Source organism: Bacterioplanes sanyensis (genome assembly GCF_002237535.1).
Taxonomy (GTDB): Bacteria; Pseudomonadota; Gammaproteobacteria; order Pseudomonadales; family Oceanobacteraceae; genus Bacterioplanes; species Bacterioplanes sanyensis_A.
The window spans coordinates 2,915,828-2,932,804 of the sequence record NZ_CP022530.1; the positions used below are offsets into that span (position 1 = coordinate 2,915,828).

Consider the following 16,977-nt stretch of genomic DNA (forward strand, 5'->3'; position numbering starts at 1 on the left):
TTAAAAGCCTGAGGCTTGATGACCCTTTGCGCCTCAATGGTGCTATAGAGCGGCATAGAAGGTATGGAATAAGGCGCAACTGTTCTGCGGTAGTTTACTTCGGCACAAGGCGGCGTGCTCTTTAGGTGCGCATAGGGGGTGCATAGGGTCGCACTCTCGAAGGTTTCTATTTTCTGGCACCGGCTTTCTCCGGTGCTCGCTCTATCTGGCGTTAGCGTTCAGCAACGACGGATTCGGCGGCAAACTTCTGTGCCAAAGAGAGTGGTAAAGAGCGTGTTAAAGAGTGTGGTAAAGAGTGTGGTAAAGAGTGTGATACGGAAAAATGCCCGCCATTCTTGAGTATCGCTGCTCGATACTAAAAACATGGCTGCGTCACAGCGTTATGTGCAGATGTTCGCAGCCCTTGCCTGCGCCGATAAGAGCTGTATCATGGCGCTTTTTTTTGTACACGTTTAAGGACAAACCGATGAAAGCTTCTTTTATGGCGCTGGCCGCCTCACTGTTGGTGGTTGGCGCCGCCCAGGCCAAGCCTTTCTTGCAGCAAGATCTGATGGGTAGCTGGTGTCATCACACCACAGAATACGCCGATGGCAACCAATCTAATGAGCGTGCCAGTTATGTGTTTGGCGCCGATCAACAGGTACGTATGCAGGACCCTAGTTATGAAACGCGCAGTCGCTATCAGCTCAAAGGGTCACGTTTAAAGATGGGCGCGCTGGGCAAATATTCCGTGTTGCAGCTCACCGCCAAACAGCTGTTGTTAAAGCAAGGCAATGGCAGTGTCATGTACTTAAAACGCGGTCAGTGCTGACTGCTGCTGATACAAACGCGCTGGCTGCAACTGGCGATTATTTTTTAATGCTCATCAGGCGCAGTAGCTCAGACTGAATCTTGTCGCTCAGTTGATGTAACTCTTGCAGCAGTGGGGCGGGTTCATCTCGCTGCTGCAGCACACCCAGTTGGGCGATATCAGCCGCTACGCGGTGTGCCTGCTGGTGCCACTGAGTAAGTTGCTTGTGTATTTCTGGTGCAAGAGTGTCGTCGTTGGCTTTCAGCCACTTGCCCAATTTGCACTGTTTTGGATTGAGCTCAGGAATTGGCTGCTGCAGATGAAACGCTTGTTGCAGCTGGGTAAACCAAGCGCGGTGTTCAACCAAGGCAAATAGGGCAGGCATGTTGCGTTTGCTCATGGCGTGTATGCCTGCCCAATTAGGGTTGGCTGCATACTGTGCCACCCAGCTAGGCACATCTGCTGCAGGCATTGGTCTGGCAATGCCAAACCCTTGTGCTTGCTGACACCCCAGTAGCAGTAAAAACAGCCCTTGTTCTTGTGTTTCGACGCCTTCGGCAATGACTTGGCGGTCGAACGCTTGTGCCAAGCGCACAATGCCATCCAATATCGACAAGTCGCGCGGATTGTTCATCATATCGGTGACAAAGCTGCGGTCGATCTTCAGCGTTTCCACTGGCAGCAGCTTAAGATAATTAAGCGACGAATAACCGGTGCCAAAATCATCCAGAGAAAAATGAATGCCGAGGCGCTGACACCGGCCAATGACTTCGATGGCGGCGTCGATATTTTCCAGTGCGCCGGTTTCTAACACCTCAAGTTCCAGCTGCTGCGGCGACACCAGTGGGTGCTCGCTTAAATACCCCGCTAAAGACTCAACAAAACCGGGCTTTAGTAAATGTGGCGCTGCCATATTAACGCTGATTGGCAGCGCCAGTTGCTGCCACTGCGCTAGTTGATCCAACGCCGTGGTTAAGGTCCATTGTCCTAAGTCTGCCATGACCGGATGCTGTTCTATGTCGGGTAAAAACTGACCCGGTGACAACAACCCGAGCTGTGGATGATTCCAACGAATCAAGGCTTCAAAACCAATGACCTGGCCACTGAACATATTCACTTTGGGCTGATAGTACAGCTCAAACTGCTGTTGTTGGATGGCGTTTAAAATGGCGTCGACTTTGGCGTTGAGCTGCAGTTGCTGGCGGTCGTGGTCAAGATTAAATACGTGAAACCGATTGCGCCCAGCTTGTTTAGCCTCGTACATGGCTTGATCCGCCTGGCGAATCAGTTGCTCGCAGGTGACGTCTTGTTGCTGCGGATGAAAGGTGACACCGATGCTGGCGCTGACTTGTATTTCGCGGTCATGAATATGGAATGGCTGCTGCAATGCCGCCAATAACCGCTGCACGGTAAAAATGCAGTCCTGCTGGTCGTTAAAACCCGGCAATACGGCGGCAAACTCATCACCAGACATGCGCGCTAACGTATCGCCGCCGCGCAAAACTCTGCGTAGCCGCAGACCAACCGCCACCAGTAGCTGATCACCAATGGTATTGCCCATTTTTTCGTTAATGGCTTTAAAGCCGTCCATATCGATAAACACCACGGCCGTGTGCTTTAGATCGTGCCTTAATGGATGAATTTCATCGTTGATGGCTTGTTCCAATTGGCTGCGGTTGGCAAGGCCAGTCAGTAAGTCGAAATGGGTGATTTGTTTGAGATCATGCTCGGCTTTTTTGCGGGCGCTGATGTCGCGAAAAAAGGCAAATAAACGATTGGCCCCCGGCTCGGCATTATTGACCGACACTTCTACCGGCCAAGTGGAACCATCTTTACGGCTCAGTCGACTTTCAAAGACTTGCCCGCCCGATTGCATGATCTCAGTAATGCGCTGTTTTACCTCGCTCATGGTCACCATCGCATCGAGTTGCCAAACACTCATGCCGATCAGCTCCTGGCGGCTAAAGCCTGATAGCTGGCAGAAGGTATCGTTAACATCGACGACATTGCCGTTTGGGTCCATCTCCCAAAAGCCATCCAGTGTGGTATCTAATATGGCTTTGTAGCGTGCCAGACTCTTGTGCGCGATTTGTTCATTGGTTTTGCGCTGAGTAATGTTATGGCCAATACCGAGCACACCCAGCAGTTCGCCCTGATCGTCATGCACAGCGGTTTTGGTGGTTTCCAGCAATACTTCGGTGCCGTCGCTTAGCGTGATTTTCTCCTCATTTACCAGCGGATGGTCGGCCCGCATGGCTTTTTGATCATGCTGCAAAAAGAAGTTGGCTAGTGCTGCATCGACAAAGTCAAAGTCGGTGCGCCCAAGTATTTGTGCTTCGCAGGCGCCAAAGAAGCGTTCAAACTGCGCGTTGCAGGCTAAATAAACACCTTGGGTATCTTTCATCCACACCATATCGGGCAGCTGTTGCAGCAGGCGCTGCAAGAACAGCAGGCGTTTGGTGGCGGAGTCCGATGGCCTCATGGTATGGCTCTTATTGTCGGTGTGGAGTCCCTTCAGTCTAGGCGACGTCTGTGATATTGGCCTGGCACTCGCTAAAGCGGGTCGGCATTGCTTGTCATGATTGTTTGATATGCTCGGCGCATTAACGAATAGGAGTGTGGTGATGCTCGACGCTTGGCAGGTGTTTCGACAGTTTTTCTGGCTGGGTTGTACGTCATTTGGCGGGCCAGCGGCCCATATAGGCTACTTTCGCCAGCATTTTGTGGTGCAGAGTAGCAGCATCAGTGAGCAACGTTTTGCCGATATGTTGGCTTTGTCGCAGTTTCTGCCTGGCCCGGCTTCCAGCCAGTTGGGTGCCGCCATTGGCAAAGACTTGGCCGGTTGGCTAGGAGCGCTGGCGGCGTTTATCGGTTTTACCCTGCCGTCGGTGCTGCTGCTGATGCTGTTCGGCAGTGCCTGGGTGTGGCTCGCCGACAGTGCGGTGATACTGGCGTTGAAATGGCTGGCCATGGTAGTGGTCGCTGATGCGGTGTGGGGTATGGCGAAGACTTTTTGCCGCAGTGGCGCTCAGCGCTGGCTCGCCGCATGGGGGGGCGTATTTATGTTGTGCTTGCCTTCCTGGCAATGGGGGATGCTGTTGTTTGTGGCTGTTTGGGGAGCCTATCGCACACCGATTGATGCGCGAGTCACTGCGCAAGCTGCAGCGCAAACATCAGCGCAAACCAAAGCACCGAACCCATTGTCTTCACCCCTGACAGCAACCTTATTGCTTTTGTTTGTTGTAGTGCTGATGTGGTCATGGTGGGGCGCCAATGGCATCGGTGAGCAGCTGGTAGCGCTGTTTTATCGCACGGGGGCCAGCGTGTTTGGCGGTGGCCATGTGGTGCTGCCGTTGTTACAGCCAGAGTTGGTCGGGCAAGGTTTGCTGGGCGAAACACAATTTAATGCCGGCTATGGCATCGCGCAGACATTGCCAGGCCCACTATTTAGTGTGGCGTTATTATTTGCCCACGGCACGGGTGCTGGCATTGGGGTGGCTATGTTGTGTTTATTGGCCATTTTTTTACCCGGCTTTTTATTGTTATTTGCGCTGTTGAATCAATGGTATTGGCTGCAGCAACAACCACGGCTGGTGTCCGCCTTGGCAGCAGTGAATGCTGCCGTGGTCGGATTATTGGCTGCCACTTGGCTTAGCACTCTGGTGCCTGCCGGAGTACATTCATTGATGACGTTATTACTGGCACTGCTGGCATTTTTCTGGTTGCAGTGGCAACGATCGGCCAAAACGGTGTTGCTGCTGGCTGGGTTGGCGGTGCTGTATTTCTGGGTGTTTTATTGATACAACTGTTTTTTGTATAACGATGCCCGGCATAGGTTTCAGACGAGTATGAAGGTCATAGCAAGGGTTGAACATGTTGCTCGGCGTTGGTTTCTGTGTATGGCTAACTTTGTGGCGGCAATAAGTGGCTGTGGGAGTGGTGATCGTCTGGTCACTACGGATTGTGAGGAGTGGTATGAGGTTGTTTGTAAAAAGTGTTCTGTTTGGGCTGATCTTCGTTTCTCTGCAGAGTTACTCTGATGTAGCGTTTAAGATGATTACACCTCGTGCAATTGAACTATGGATTTATCCCGTTTGTGATGTATTTCATAAGCTATTACCTGATGTGAGTTACATGGATTTCCCAGGAGGAGAGTTGGGTGATGAAAGTGGGATTGAGTGGATTCCATCTATCCCCGTTTCTAAAGATCAGTACTTGGGTTGGATTGATCGTTATCAGCAAGAAAAATTAGTGAACAGGCTCAAGGTATCTGAGAAGTGGGTGGCTGAGCGGCATTATAAGACGTGGCGAGATCAAGCCCTCAGTCCAAATAGCTCGATCGTTCTGTATCAGCCATTTGATATTGACCGGGATGGTATTAACGATCGAGTAATTGGTCTGCATAAATATTCGAATGGCTCGGTAGTGACTAGAAGCTGTTTCATAACCTTCAGTCCGATATAATAATCAAAACTATCAGCTTCAACTCCTCCACCATGAAACGTTCAACCTCAGAACTGACCGACCAACAGTGGGCACACATTGAGCCTTGTTTACCCAGCCTGCCTCGTGGCAAAGGGGGTCCCAAACCTATCAGCAATCGAGCCTGTTTCGAGGGCATTTTATGGGTCTTACGTTCTGGTGCGCGGTGGCGTGATCTACCTGAACACTATCCTTCACCGAGTACCTGCTGGCGCCGCCTTCAGTACTGGGAAGAGCAAGGTGCATGGGTCAAAGCCTGGCGTAAGCTTCTTCGCGTTCTGGATCAACAGTCGCGGTTAAATTGGGAAGAATCGTTTTCTGATGGTAGTTTTGCACCCGCAAAAAAAGGGGCCTCGGTGTTGGAAAAACCAAGCGTGGTAAGGGGTCGAAGTGGATGATAGTCGTCGATGGCGAAGGCATTCCAATCGGGCTGACACTTGGCTCAGCGTCACCGGCGGAGGTCAATCTGATTGAGGCTTTGTTAAATGTTTCCTATGGCAAGAGCAAGGTGAAGCGTTTGATTTACGATAAAGCGGCAGACTCTGATCCTCTGCGAATGGCGTTAAAGAAGCGGGGTATTGATCTCATTTGTCCACATCGTCGAAACAGGAGAAAAGCGCCGCTGCAAGATGGTAGAAAGCTGAGAAGGTACGACCGTCGCTGGAAAGTAGAGCGCACTTTTGCTTGGCTTGGAAATTATCGGCGATTAGTGGTTCGATGGGAAAGAAAGCTCTCAATGTATCGAGCCTTCTTTCACGCCGCCTGCATGATGATCGTGCTAAAGAAGTTGTGAAGCAGCTTCTAGTCATTTGTTCAGGTTTCGGCGTGGAGAAAAGCTCGTTGACCCTGTGGGTGACTTTGATCTCGTTTGGGAGCAAGCAGGTTTTCCATTTTTTCATGATAACTATATTTATACGTATTCCGGTGGAAAAGGTGTGGCGATGATTAATAGTCCAATCGAAGCATCGCTTGATCGTATTGCGCGTGTTGTGAAGATTTTGCGCGTTTGTTATTTTATACAGGAATAATTGATTTTGAGATACGGCGCGATAAGCTGAACTGATTGTAAATGGTGGCTTCTGAGCTTGATTATGGGTTCTGAACTCTATGCGAAAGCAATTAGATAGACTCAGAAACAATCCCTATTAGGGTGAGATATGCTTCAGGTTTCGATTTAAATCATGATGGTGCGAGTGATTCTGTAGTTGTTGTGATGCTCAGAGATACTTGCTCTGGCTGGCAATTGATAATCGTGTCGGGTATTTGGGCTTGTATTATAAGAACTCCGTTTCTGGGCATCCATTTTCTATCAGGCAAGGTGTTTTCGGCTGCTGTGAATAGTATTAATGTCTCTATTGCTGTACAGCTTTCATCTAAATAGAGCTCAAAGACACGATTTTCCGAAACGGTTTGTCATTGTCTGGTTAACTAAGCGGTACCACTTTCAGATGCTCCATCTGTAAGTTGCGAGGGCTATTAATATACTGCTGGCATTGTCGGGTGCTTGGGTTATATAAAGATCAGTTAACGACGTATTCTTTTCTGCGAACCAAAGGTGTGTGCCACTGTGTCGGTGTTAATCGCTTTACTCTCTGCTTGTGCCTGGTCGCTATTTGATGTGAAGCGTAAACAGTTGGTGCAGCAGGTGGCGCCGCTGCCGCTGACGTTTTGGCTGAGTCTTAGCGTTATTCCGTTTTATTTGGTGTTGAGTGGTGTGGCTCTCGCGCTGTCGCCAGACGCGTCGTTGCCGGCCTCTGGATACTGGTGGCCAGCGCTGGGCAGTTTGCTGGTGTCGACCATGGCGGCGGTGTCGTTTGTGCAGGCGTTGAAGGTTGGGCAGATGGCTGGTTTGATGCCGGTGTTGGCATTAACGCCGGTTATCTCTGCGCTGTTAAGCGTGTGGTGGTTGGCGGATGAGTTAAGCGCGCGCCAATGGGGTGCCATGAGTGCGATCGTGGTATTGCTGTTTTGGCTGCAGGGCGGCGCGCGGTTTCGCTGGCAGGCTGGTACAGGGTTTATGTTGCTGGTGGCGCTGGGTTGGGGCACTGGTACGGTGTTCGACAAATGTGCGCTGGCGTATGCTGAGCCGCTGCAGCATGCCTTACTGCAAAGCAGCGGCATGATGTTGCTGGTGGCGTTGGTGATCTTTGTGCGCGGTGAGCGGCAGCAATTGTCTTTTCATCGGCTGCCGCTTTTTGCCCTCATGACTGCTGCATTGGTGTTTATCGTAGCGGTGTCGGCGCAGCTGTTTGCGTTGCAGAGCCTACACGCTGGCATTATCGAAACGATCAAGCGCAGCATAGGTATCGTCGGCGGCTTGTTCTGGGGGGCTTACTTGTTTGGTGAGACCGTCAGTCGCCAGCAACAACGCTTGGTCGCGCTTTTGGTGGCGGCCATCGCTTGGTTAATGTGGCCGGTCTGATCCTGGTCCAGGATTCTGGTATCATTTCCCGTCGTTTGAGACTACGTGAATGCGCATGTTACCGACCGACTTTGCAGAACGATTTGAACGCTTGTGTCCGCCGCAATGGCACCTGGAGGCACAGCGCTCGTTTGATCAGCCCCGTGCTGTGACTTTTCGGGTGAATACCTTGCGCCCGGGCCATGAACACGTGATCGACCGCCTGCAAGCACAGGGCCTTGATGTTGCGCCCGTGGCTTGGAGCCAAGAACTCGGTCTGCATGCCTGGCAAGTGGCGGCGGAACAACGTGAGGCTCTGACTTACAGCCACGAAGCTGAAGTGGGCGATATTTATATCCAGAGTTTGTCGAGCATGCTGGCGCCGTGGTTGTTGCAGCCCAAGGTCGATGATTGGGTGCTGGATTTGGCGGCAGCGCCCGGCGGTAAAACCATTTTGCTGGCGCAAATGATGAAGAATCAGGGCCGTATCAGTGCCGTTGAGCCGGTTAAGAATCGCTTTTTCCGCCTGCGTGCCAACCTCGAGCGCATGGGCATTGAAAACACCCAGTGCTACATGAAAGATGGCCGTGCCATTGGCACGTTAAAACCCGATACTTTCGATCGCATTATGCTCGATGCGCCATGCTCGTCGGAGTCGCGATTTAAAAGTTACGACGCCAGTTCCACCGAGCATTGGTCTCTGCGCAAAGTCAGTGAATGTGCCAAAAAGCAAAAGCGGCTGATTCAAAGCGCCTTTGACGCTCTCAAGCCTGGCGGGGTGATGATGTACTGCACGTGCTCCTTTTCCCCGGAAGAGAATGAAGCCGTCGTCAGCCAGCTGCTGAAAAAGCGCCCAGCTCAGTTGTTGCCGATGGCGCTGCCAGAAGACATTGCCAATGCGTCGCCCGGGCTAGTGAGTTGGCTGGGCAAAGATTTTCATCCTGATTGCGATCAAACCCTGCGTATCTGGCCGCAAGGGCAGATGGACGGTTTTTATTTGGCGCTGATTCGTAAGCCGTTGTAGTTGATGGTCATAAAGGGCTGCCCACATTTTACTTGCGGGAAGCCCGTTAATTAGCCAAACGTAGCGGTGCGATTCAAACCGGGTGGCCTTGGCCTGTCTCTGCTCTAGGATCTGCTACTTCAATGACGCGAGTCGCAGCGTTCAAAACACCGCATTAGCGACGCCCGCATGGTAGGCGCACTGCAGCAGTCTCTGTTAGCCGTCTTCCATTCACAACCGCCAGCAATTTATCTAACGTCGGCAATCCCCAAAAGTAGACTCCAAATAGTTCGCGCCGCACTGCAATATACGAGGCTTGTGTGGATGATCGCTATCGGGCTCAAGCGGTAATTTTCTGCTCTTGTAACGGTGACACCGAATCTCAGTATTCCTGCCTATACTGTCAGCTCCGCCTGAGCAAAGGATCTGGTCGTGCTGCTGCGCAATAAAATCCTGCTGGTTTATCTGCTGGTTCTGGCCATGGGGCTGGCCATCTCGCTGTCGACCTTGCTCAGTGGTCAGCGTGTATCGTCGTTGACCACTGAGTTGCTGGATCACGATCTGCCGCTGCTGCAGCACATGCAGGGTTTGTACTTTGGCATGGTCGAGCATGAGCGGCTGTTGTACGAGTATTACGCCACCACCGACGCCGACACCATTATGCCCAAAGTCGAGGCGGTGGATGCCGCCATTGATGACCATTTGCAGGCACTGGCAACGGGTCTGCACGATCAAGCAGCCTATCAGCGCTTGCAATCCGCCAATCAGGATTTGCGTTTGCTCACCGAGCGCCTCGACGTCGTGCTGTCGTCCAATCGAGTAGATTGGGATTTGGCCCGCGAGTTGTTGGTGCAGATAAGCGACAGTCGCCGCCGGGTATTGCCCGATTTGGAGCGTTTGGTGGCCGAGTTTCGCGCCGAGGCGGATATGGCCGGCTCCGAGGCGCGCTATCAAACCCAGCTCAGTACCGCGCTGGTGGTCAGCTTCAGCGCCTTGGTGCTGGTGATCGCTGCCTTTGTTGGGTATTACGTCAATCGTTATTTATCCGACAGCGCCGCCCGGCGGCGTTTGGCGATGATGGCTGAACGCCATCCAAGCCCGGTGATGCGTTTCGATTGGTACGGAGAATTGCAGTACAGCAATCCAGCCAGTTACCAGCTGATGAAACAGCTGGATAATCATTCCATGCGACCCGAAAGTTTGCTACCCGACGATTTCCATCAACGCTTGCTTGATGCACAAGTGGAAGGTGGCAGTCTGGTGGAGTGGCAGCAGCCGTTTCATCAGCACTGGCTGCAGTATTCGCTATCGTTACTGCCCGATTTGGCCAGTTGTCACCTCTATATTACCGACATCACCGAAGAAGTATCGGCGCGCAATGAGCTGCGCTACCAAGCCTACCATGACGAATTAACCGGCCTTAGAAATCGTCGCTACTTCTTTGAGCAGCTGCAGCAGCACGCGGATGCCAGCGATGAAAAACCGCTGGCATTAATGTTGTTGCAATTAGATCGCTACGATTCTCTGACCTCCAGCTTGGGGCAGGGCGTGGCCGATGCGTTATTGCAAAATGTTGCCACCAGGCTGAAGGATTTCCTGCGTCATTACAGTGAACACGATCTGCAGCACACCTTGTATCGCATGGAAGCGGCGAAGTTTGTGGTGTTACTCGACAGCTTGCCGGAGCCAGAATTTGCAGATCATTTGTCCAAAGCGCTGGTGGAATCGATTCAGCAGCCCGTGTGCATCGACAGTAATGAGTTCTTTTTAACCGTCAGTGTCGGCTTGAGCTTTTTCCCCGAGCACGGGCTGCGTCCGGAAACCTTGTTTGCCAACGCCGATGCCGCGTTGGGACGCGCGCGCTCGGACGGCGGCGACGGCGTGGTGCACTATTGCGACAGCATTCATGCGCGTGAGCAAACTTGGGTGGCGATTGAACGCGGGCTGCGTGAAGCGATTGAAAAACAACAACTGTTTTTGATGTATCAACCGAAAATCTCCGCTCATCAGCATCGCATTACCGGTGTCGAAGCCTTAATTCGGTGGCGTCGTGAGGATGGCAGTCTGGTATCGCCAGCGGAATTTATTCCGGTGGCAGAGCGCAGTGGCCTGATCGTCACGATTGGTGAATGGGTGCTGCATGAAGCGTTTCGCCAATACGAAACCTGGTCGCAGCAGCAGCCGCTCAGTATTGCCATTAATCTTTCCGCGCGGCAGTTTCGCCACCCCGGTTTGCTGCCGATGCTGAGCGAGTGTTTGCATTATTACGCCATTAATCCCAATGATATTGAGCTAGAAATTACCGAGAGCCTGTTGATGCAGGATATGGAAAAAGCCATCGCATTAATGCACGAACTAAAAGCACTGGGTTTTCGTCTGGCCATTGACGATTTTGGTACTGGCTATTCTTCCTTGAGTTATTTAAAGCGTTTTCCGATTGATCGACTAAAAATCGATCGTGCGTTTGTGAAAGACATTCAAAATAATGAGCAAGACCGCACGCTGGTCAAAGCCATTATTGATTTGGCCCATAACCTCGATTTGGGTGTGGTCACTGAAGGTGTGGAAACGGCCGATCAATTGGCGCTGGTCGAGCAGTTTGGCGGTGATGATATACAGGGGTTTTTCTTCAGTAAGCCGCTGACTCAAGAGGAGATTCAGCGGCAGTACTTTAACTAGGGCAGTAGGCGCATAGGTTATGCGGCGTGCAGTTGATGCTCTTCACCTTGATAATAATTTTCTACCCGCGGGTTCATCACCTTAAACCACAGGGGCGGAATAAGGGCCAGCACCACCATGGTGGCGTAGCCACTGGGTAATTGCGGACTTTGTTCATGATGGCGCAGTACCTGATAGCGCCGTTTTGGATACGCATGATGGTCTGAGTGGCGCTGCAGTTGAAACAGAAACAGGTTGGTCAATAAATAGTTGCTGTTCCAAGAATGCTCGACGTTTGTGCGCTCATAACGGCCATTCTCCAACTTGCGCCGATGCAGGCCGTAGTGCTCGACGTAATTAATGATTTCCAGCAGCGTGAAGGCAAAAAAGCTCTGTGCAGCAAAGAAAAAGACGCCCATCCAACCCCATAGCAGCCCGCAGCCGACGGCCATCAGCGCACTGATGCCATACCACCAAATCAATTCATTGCGCCAGCTCAGCGGACTATGTCCTTTGCGCTGTAAGCGCTTTGCTTCCAGTTTCCAGGCGTTTAGAAAATTGTGCAGGTACGCATGAGGCAAAAAACGGTACAAGGACTGGCCATAGCGCGAAGACGAGGCGTCCTCTGGGGTGGATACGTGAACGTGATGGCCGCGTACGTGCTCTACTTTAAAACCGCCGTAGCAGACACTGGCCAGCAATAAACCACCGGCCCATTGCTCTATGGTCGGGTCTTTGTGAATCAATTCATGGCCGACGTTAATCGCCACCACGCCGCCAACGGTGCCGATGGACATCAGCCAACCCAGCTGGCCTAGCCAGCCGAAATCTGTGTGCATAAACACATGTCCGGCGTAAACGATGCTGGCCAGCTGCATCGGCAGGCACAGAAGCGTCAGCCAGCGGTAATAGCCTTGCTCAGACAACACCGGGACTTCTGAGGCCTCATCTGGGTTTACTGGGTCCTTGCCAATGATATGGTCCAGCATCGGCACCAGTCCAAATACAAAAAACAAGGTAAACCAGGCAAACAGATCGGCAAAGCCAAACTGGTGCCACAAGGCTTGAGAGGCCAACAGCAGCAATGGCGGTACTACCACCATGGCGTAGGCGTATTTTTTAACGTTCAGCATCCAATCTTTGGACGTTTGCTCGAACATAGCAGTGCTCCAATACATTATTATTGTAGGATTGTTCGACAATATTCGCCGATTGTCTGGACAAGAAACAGGGAGATAGCCGCCAACTGCCGGTGGTTCGGCGCCAGTTATCGCTGTGCTATGATTCACCTCCCTCAATTGGTGTCCGAGTTATGAGTCTGACCCACGCACAAAGTCTGGCTGAGCACATTGCTGATCACATTGAGCAACGTATTCTCAATGGCGACATGGTGTCTGGCGAGCGCATTCAGGAAATCAAAGTGGTCAATGCGCTGGAGGTCAGTCGCGGCAGTGTGCGCGAAGCCTTGCTGTTGCTGGAATCCCGGCATTTGGTGACGATTTTGCCCAGGCGCGGCGCTTTTGTGGCGGAGTTGAACGCCGAGCGAGTACACAGTCTGTACGACCTGTTTGAACACCTGCTGGTGATGCTCACCACGCAACTCGCGCAGCGTTGGCAAGACAATCAGCTGGAGCCGTTGCTGGCAACGGCGCAGTCCTTGGCACAGCACGAGCAAACGGATGACTACGAGAGCTTTATGGCACAGGGCTTTGTGTTGATGCGCGACGCCATGGCGCTGGTCGGTAACGACTATCTCAGTCATGTGCTCAGCGACTTACAGCCCGCCATTCGCCGCACCTATGCGCTGGCCATGCGCCATTCACAAAATGAGCGTCAGCATGCGCAGCAGTTTTTTGCGCAGCTATTGCAGGCGGTGATGCAGCGCGATGTTGCTGCCATGGCGCCCATCGTGCATAACTACGGCCAACATCAGCGCGACAAAGTTTTGGAAGCCCTGGCTCAGGGACACGAGGCAGCACGATAATTTATGCGATTGAAAGCCATTAAACTGGCCGGGTTCAAGTCTTTTGTGGATCCGACCTCCGTACCTTTTACCACCAATATGACTGGCATCGTCGGCCCCAACGGCTGCGGTAAATCCAACACCATCGATGCGGTGCGTTGGGTGATGGGCGAAAGCTCGGCCAAGTATTTGCGTGGAGATGCCATGACCGACGTCATCTTCAACGGCTCGTCGGAGCGCAAACCGGTGGGTAAATGCAGCGTGGATCTGATCTTCGACAACAGCGAAGGCAAGCTGCGCGGCGAATACGCCAAATACAACGAAGTGGCAGTGCGCCGCCAGGTGACGCGCGATGGTCAATCGACCTATTACCTCAACGGAACCAAATGTCGGCGCAAAGACGTCACCGACTTATTCCTCGGCACCGGCTTGGGTCCGCGCTCCTACGCCATCATCGAGCAGGGCATGATCTCGCGTTTGATCGAAGCGAAGCCGGAAGAGTTGCGCGTGTATGTCGAGGAAGCTGCGGGCATCTCACGCTATAAAGAGCGCCGGCGCGAAACTGAAAACCGCATGCGCCGCACCCAAGAAAACCTTGAGCGCTTGAGCGATATTCGCGAAGAACTCGAGCGCCAATTGGCGCATTTGCAGCGCCAGGCGCAAGCGGCAGAAAAATACAAAGACCTCAAAGCACAAGAGCGGGAAAAGAAAGCCCAGTTGCAGGCGTTGCAATGGCAAACCCTGGACAACGACTACCGCCAGCGGGAACAGCAAATTGGCCAACTGCAGGTCACCTTTGAGTCACACATGGCGGCGCAGCGCTCCGCCGATGCTGACATCGAAGCCTTGCGCCTGCAGCACGGCGATAAAACCGAGGCCTTTAATCAGGCGCAAACCCGTTTTTACGAGGTGGGTGCGCAAATTGCTCGGCAGGAACAAAAAGTTGAGCACCAGTCGCAGATGTCGCTGCAACTGGATCGCGAACTGGCCGATGCCGAGCGCAGCTTGCTCGAAGCGCAAAAAGAGTTGGAACAGGATCAGCTGCAACTGGAAGACGTCAGCGAAAAACGCATGGCGCTGGAGCCAGAACTGGAGCTGCTAGAAGCCGCTGAAGAGGAAGCCAGCGAGGCGCTGATGTTGGCCGAGGAGGGGCAGCGTCAGTGGCAAGACGATTGGGATCAGTTTACCCAGCGGGCCAGCGAGCCCACCCGCCAGGCGGAAGTGGCGCAAACGCGCATTCAAAACACCGAGCAGCAGTTACAGCGGTTGCAGCAACGTCGCGGCAAGCTGCAGGATGAACAGCATCAGCTGGAGCACAACCCCGAGCTGGAAGAGATTCAACTGCTGCAAGAGCAGTGCAGTGAGCAAGAGCTGCATTCCGAAGCTTTGCAAGAGCAGGTGGATGAGCTGCAGGCGCAATTGCAACAAGGCGAACAGGCGTTGGAACAACGTCGCCAGCAGTTGCAACAACAGCGTCAGCAGTTGCAGCAGCACCTGAACCGTCAAACCACCTTGCAAGCGCTGCAGTCGGCGGCGCTGGGCGAGGGCTCCGAGAGCGTTAGTCATTGGCTGGAAAGCCATCAGCTAGCGCGCAACCCAAGGTTGGCCGAACAGCTGCACGTAGAAGCAGGCTGGGAAAAGGCCGTTGAAACGGTACTGGGCGACTATCTGCAGGCCGTGGTATTGGACGATCTGGACCCAGTTCAACACTGGCTCGACAGTCTTAGCGACGGTCAGCTGGCTTTGAGCTGTGCTTCTGTTGGTTCTGAGCCTGCGGCGGCTGCGCAAGACTTGTTGAGCAAGGTACGCAGCGAGCGGGATGTGTCCTCCTTGCTGCATGGGGTGCAAGTGGCGGACGATTTGGCCGCTGCGTTGAATCGTCGTTCGCAGCTTGCTGCAGGGCAATCCATCGTAACTCCAGACGGTATTTGGATCGGCCGAGATTGGCTGCGCGTCAACCGCCAAAGAGGTGACGAAGGCGGTATGCTGGCGCGCCAACAAGAGCTGGAGCAGCTGGCGGAGCAGATCGAAGAGCTGGACATTGATGTCGAAGAAGCCGAGGTTGATCTCGACAGCGACCAACTCAAACTGCGCGGCCAGCAGCAGCAGCGTGAGAACGCTCAGCGTGAGTTGCAGCAAGCCAGTCAAAAGTTGATTGCTTTGCGCTCGCAGTTGGCGGGCAAACAAGCGCGTGCAGAACAGTTTGATGTGCGCCGCCGACAGTTGCAAAGCGAGCTGGAGGAAATCAGCGAGCAGCAAGAGCTGGAGCGGGAACAACTGGAGTTGCTGCGCGAGCAGTGGCAAGAAGCCATGGCCGCTGTCGACGAAGACACCGACCAGCGTGAACAGCTGCAGCTGCGCCGAGAGCAAGTGCAAAGTCAGCTGCAACAGGCGCGCGGTCAGGCTGGCCAACATAAAGACCGTCGCCATCAGTTGCAGTTACAACTGCAGGGTCTGAACACCAGCGAAGATAGCCTTAAACAGGCCATCGAACGTTTGGCATCACAGCTGCAGACCTTACGCCAGCGCCGCGAAACCATCATTGAGCAGCAATCACGGGATCACTCCGCTGACCTGACTGAGCTGAAGGCCCAGTTGGATGAAATGCTCGAGCAGCGCGTCGATGCGGAAGAGCAGATGCAACAGCGTCGCAAAGAGTTAGAGCAGGTGGATACTCGCCTGCGCGAGTTGGAGCAGCAGCGCAGCGATGCTGAAAAACACGCCCTCGAGGTCCGCAATGCGCTGGAAAAAGTGCGCATGGAGTGCCAAGCCCTAGATATCCGCCGACAGGCCCTGGTCGAGCAGCTGAAAGAAAGTGGTTTGACGTTGCACGAAGTCATGCAAGCCATGCCCGAGCAAGCCGATGCCGAGCAATGGCAGCAGGAGCTGCAGCGCATTGCCGAGCGTATTCAACGACTGGGTGCGATTAACCTGGCTGCGATTGAAGAATATCAAACGCAATCTGAGCGTAAGCGCTACCTGGACGAGCAAAACGCCGATCTGGAAAAAGCACTGGCGACGTTAGAGGGTGCGATCCACAAAATCGACCGCGAGACACGCACGCGCTTTAAGGAAACCTTTGATCACATCAACAGCGGTTTGGCCGAGCTGTTTCCGAAAGTATTTGGCGGCGGCCATGCCTCGCTGGAGCTGACTGGCGACGACTTGCTCAACACCGGAGTTGCCATCATGGCGCGCCCGCCTGGCAAAAAGAACAGCACCATTCACTTGCTTTCTGGTGGTGAAAAGGCGCTGACCGCCATTGCGTTGGTGTTCTCTATCTTCCAATTGAACCCGGCGCCGTTCTGTATGCTCGATGAGGTCGATGCGCCACTCGACGATGCCAACGTCGGTCGCTACGCCCGACTGGTAAAAGCCATGTCGGATAAAGTGCAGTTTATCTACATCACCCACAACAAGATCGCGATGGAAATGGCTGATCAACTGATGGGTGTGACCATGCAAGAGCCGGGCGTTTCACGTTTGGTCAGTGTGGATGTCGAGGAAGCGGCCGAAATGATCGACTGACCCTGCCTGCGTACGCAATTTCCGCAACTCGGGTGCGTCGCGAGCAGGCCATTTCCGTCTAATTGGGCGGTAAATATAAGTAAAACAGCTGTCCTGGCACCAATAGGTAGGTGCTGGGTCTGTTTTCAGCGGTTAGGTTGTGTAACACTCTG

Annotated in this window: 12 protein-coding genes and 1 pseudogene; 11 read left to right on the forward strand and 2 right to left on the reverse strand. The window is 53.2% G+C overall.

The features are described 5' to 3' along the window. Positions 1-466: 466 nt before the first annotated feature. Positions 467-811, forward strand: a complete 345-nt coding sequence (locus CHH28_RS13485; RefSeq protein ID WP_094060798.1) for a hypothetical protein — start codon at positions 467-469, stop codon at positions 809-811. Between the two features lie 37 nt (positions 812-848). Here the strand turns inward: CHH28_RS13485 and CHH28_RS13490 are convergent, their stop codons facing one another. Next, positions 849-3,272 (reverse strand): EAL domain-containing protein, encoded by a 2,424-nt coding sequence (locus CHH28_RS13490; protein ID WP_094060799.1) that lies wholly within the window; start codon positions 3,270-3,272, stop codon positions 849-851. 142 nt (positions 3,273-3,414) lie between these two features. On the opposite strand from CHH28_RS13490, the gene chrA reads away from it, so the two are divergent. From chrA to CHH28_RS13530, 8 genes and pseudogenes are all read left to right on the forward strand, one after another. Continuing rightward, complete coding sequence (gene chrA, locus CHH28_RS13495; protein WP_157729916.1) at positions 3,415-4,590, forward strand: chromate efflux transporter; 1,176 nt, start codon at positions 3,415-3,417, stop codon at positions 4,588-4,590. Between the two features lie 175 nt (positions 4,591-4,765). Next, positions 4,766-5,254: a hypothetical protein gene (locus CHH28_RS13500; protein WP_094060801.1), complete on the forward strand. Its 489-nt coding sequence runs from the start codon at positions 4,766-4,768 to the stop codon at positions 5,252-5,254. Positions 5,255-5,286: 32 nt separating this feature from the next. After that, on the forward strand, positions 5,287-5,670 hold the full coding sequence (locus CHH28_RS20660) for a transposase (RefSeq protein WP_094060802.1): 384 nt from the start codon (positions 5,287-5,289) through the stop codon (positions 5,668-5,670). Continuing rightward, positions 5,637-6,065: pseudogene (locus CHH28_RS13510) on the forward strand (IS5 family transposase); the annotation flags it as partial. The gene CHH28_RS20660 and the pseudogene CHH28_RS13510, both read left to right, overlap by 34 nt. Positions 6,066-6,120: 55 nt before the next feature. Then, a complete protein-coding gene (locus tag CHH28_RS13515; RefSeq protein WP_094060803.1) occupies positions 6,121-6,300 on the forward strand; it encodes a hypothetical protein in 180 nt (59 codons plus the stop codon). A 539-nt stretch (positions 6,301-6,839) separates the two neighbouring features. Next, positions 6,840-7,694 (forward strand): DMT family transporter, encoded by an 855-nt coding sequence (locus CHH28_RS13520; RefSeq protein ID WP_157729917.1) that lies wholly within the window; start codon positions 6,840-6,842, stop codon positions 7,692-7,694. Positions 7,695-7,743: 49 nt separating this feature from the next. Beyond that, on the forward strand, positions 7,744-8,697 hold the full coding sequence (locus CHH28_RS13525; RefSeq protein ID WP_094060805.1) for an RsmB/NOP family class I SAM-dependent RNA methyltransferase: 954 nt from the start codon (positions 7,744-7,746) through the stop codon (positions 8,695-8,697). Between the two features lie 411 nt (positions 8,698-9,108). Then, positions 9,109-11,355 carry a putative bifunctional diguanylate cyclase/phosphodiesterase gene (locus CHH28_RS13530; RefSeq protein WP_094060806.1) on the forward strand — a complete coding sequence of 749 codons (2,247 nt, stop codon included), beginning with the start codon at positions 9,109-9,111 and terminating at the stop codon, positions 11,353-11,355. A 17-nt stretch (positions 11,356-11,372) separates the two neighbouring features. Here the strand turns inward: CHH28_RS13530 and CHH28_RS13535 are convergent, their stop codons facing one another. Continuing rightward, positions 11,373-12,494, reverse strand: coding sequence for an alkane 1-monooxygenase (locus CHH28_RS13535; RefSeq protein WP_094060807.1), 1,122 nt, complete (start codon positions 12,492-12,494; stop codon positions 11,373-11,375). Positions 12,495-12,646: 152 nt separating this feature from the next. On the opposite strand from CHH28_RS13535, the gene CHH28_RS13540 reads away from it, so the two are divergent. Then, a complete protein-coding gene (locus CHH28_RS13540; RefSeq protein ID WP_094060808.1) occupies positions 12,647-13,318 on the forward strand; it encodes a GntR family transcriptional regulator in 672 nt (223 codons plus the stop codon). Positions 13,319-13,321: 3 nt separating this feature from the next. After that, positions 13,322-16,825, forward strand: a complete 3,504-nt coding sequence (gene smc / locus CHH28_RS13545; RefSeq protein WP_094060809.1) for a chromosome segregation protein SMC — start codon at positions 13,322-13,324, stop codon at positions 16,823-16,825. Positions 16,826-16,977: the final 152 nt, after the last annotated feature.

What these genes read in the sequence shown, in the direction of transcription:
- CHH28_RS13540 (WP_094060808.1), top strand. Translation starts at nt 12,647, where the DNA reads ATGAGTCTGACCCACGCACAAAGTCTGGCTGAGCACATTGCTGATCAC.
- CHH28_RS13490 (WP_094060799.1), bottom strand. Translation starts at nt 3,272, where the DNA reads ATGAGGCCATCGGACTCCGCCACCAAACGCCTGCTGTTCTTGCAGCGC.
- smc (WP_094060809.1), top strand. Translation starts at nt 13,322, where the DNA reads ATGCGATTGAAAGCCATTAAACTGGCCGGGTTCAAGTCTTTTGTGGAT.
- CHH28_RS13500 (WP_094060801.1), top strand. Translation starts at nt 4,766, where the DNA reads ATGAGGTTGTTTGTAAAAAGTGTTCTGTTTGGGCTGATCTTCGTTTCT.
- CHH28_RS20660 (WP_094060802.1), top strand. Translation starts at nt 5,287, where the DNA reads ATGAAACGTTCAACCTCAGAACTGACCGACCAACAGTGGGCACACATT.
- CHH28_RS13525 (WP_094060805.1), top strand. Translation starts at nt 7,744, where the DNA reads ATGCGCATGTTACCGACCGACTTTGCAGAACGATTTGAACGCTTGTGT.
- chrA (WP_157729916.1), top strand. Translation starts at nt 3,415, where the DNA reads ATGCTCGACGCTTGGCAGGTGTTTCGACAGTTTTTCTGGCTGGGTTGT.
- CHH28_RS13535 (WP_094060807.1), bottom strand. Translation starts at nt 12,494, where the DNA reads ATGTTCGAGCAAACGTCCAAAGATTGGATGCTGAACGTTAAAAAATAC.
- CHH28_RS13485 (WP_094060798.1), top strand. Translation starts at nt 467, where the DNA reads ATGAAAGCTTCTTTTATGGCGCTGGCCGCCTCACTGTTGGTGGTTGGC.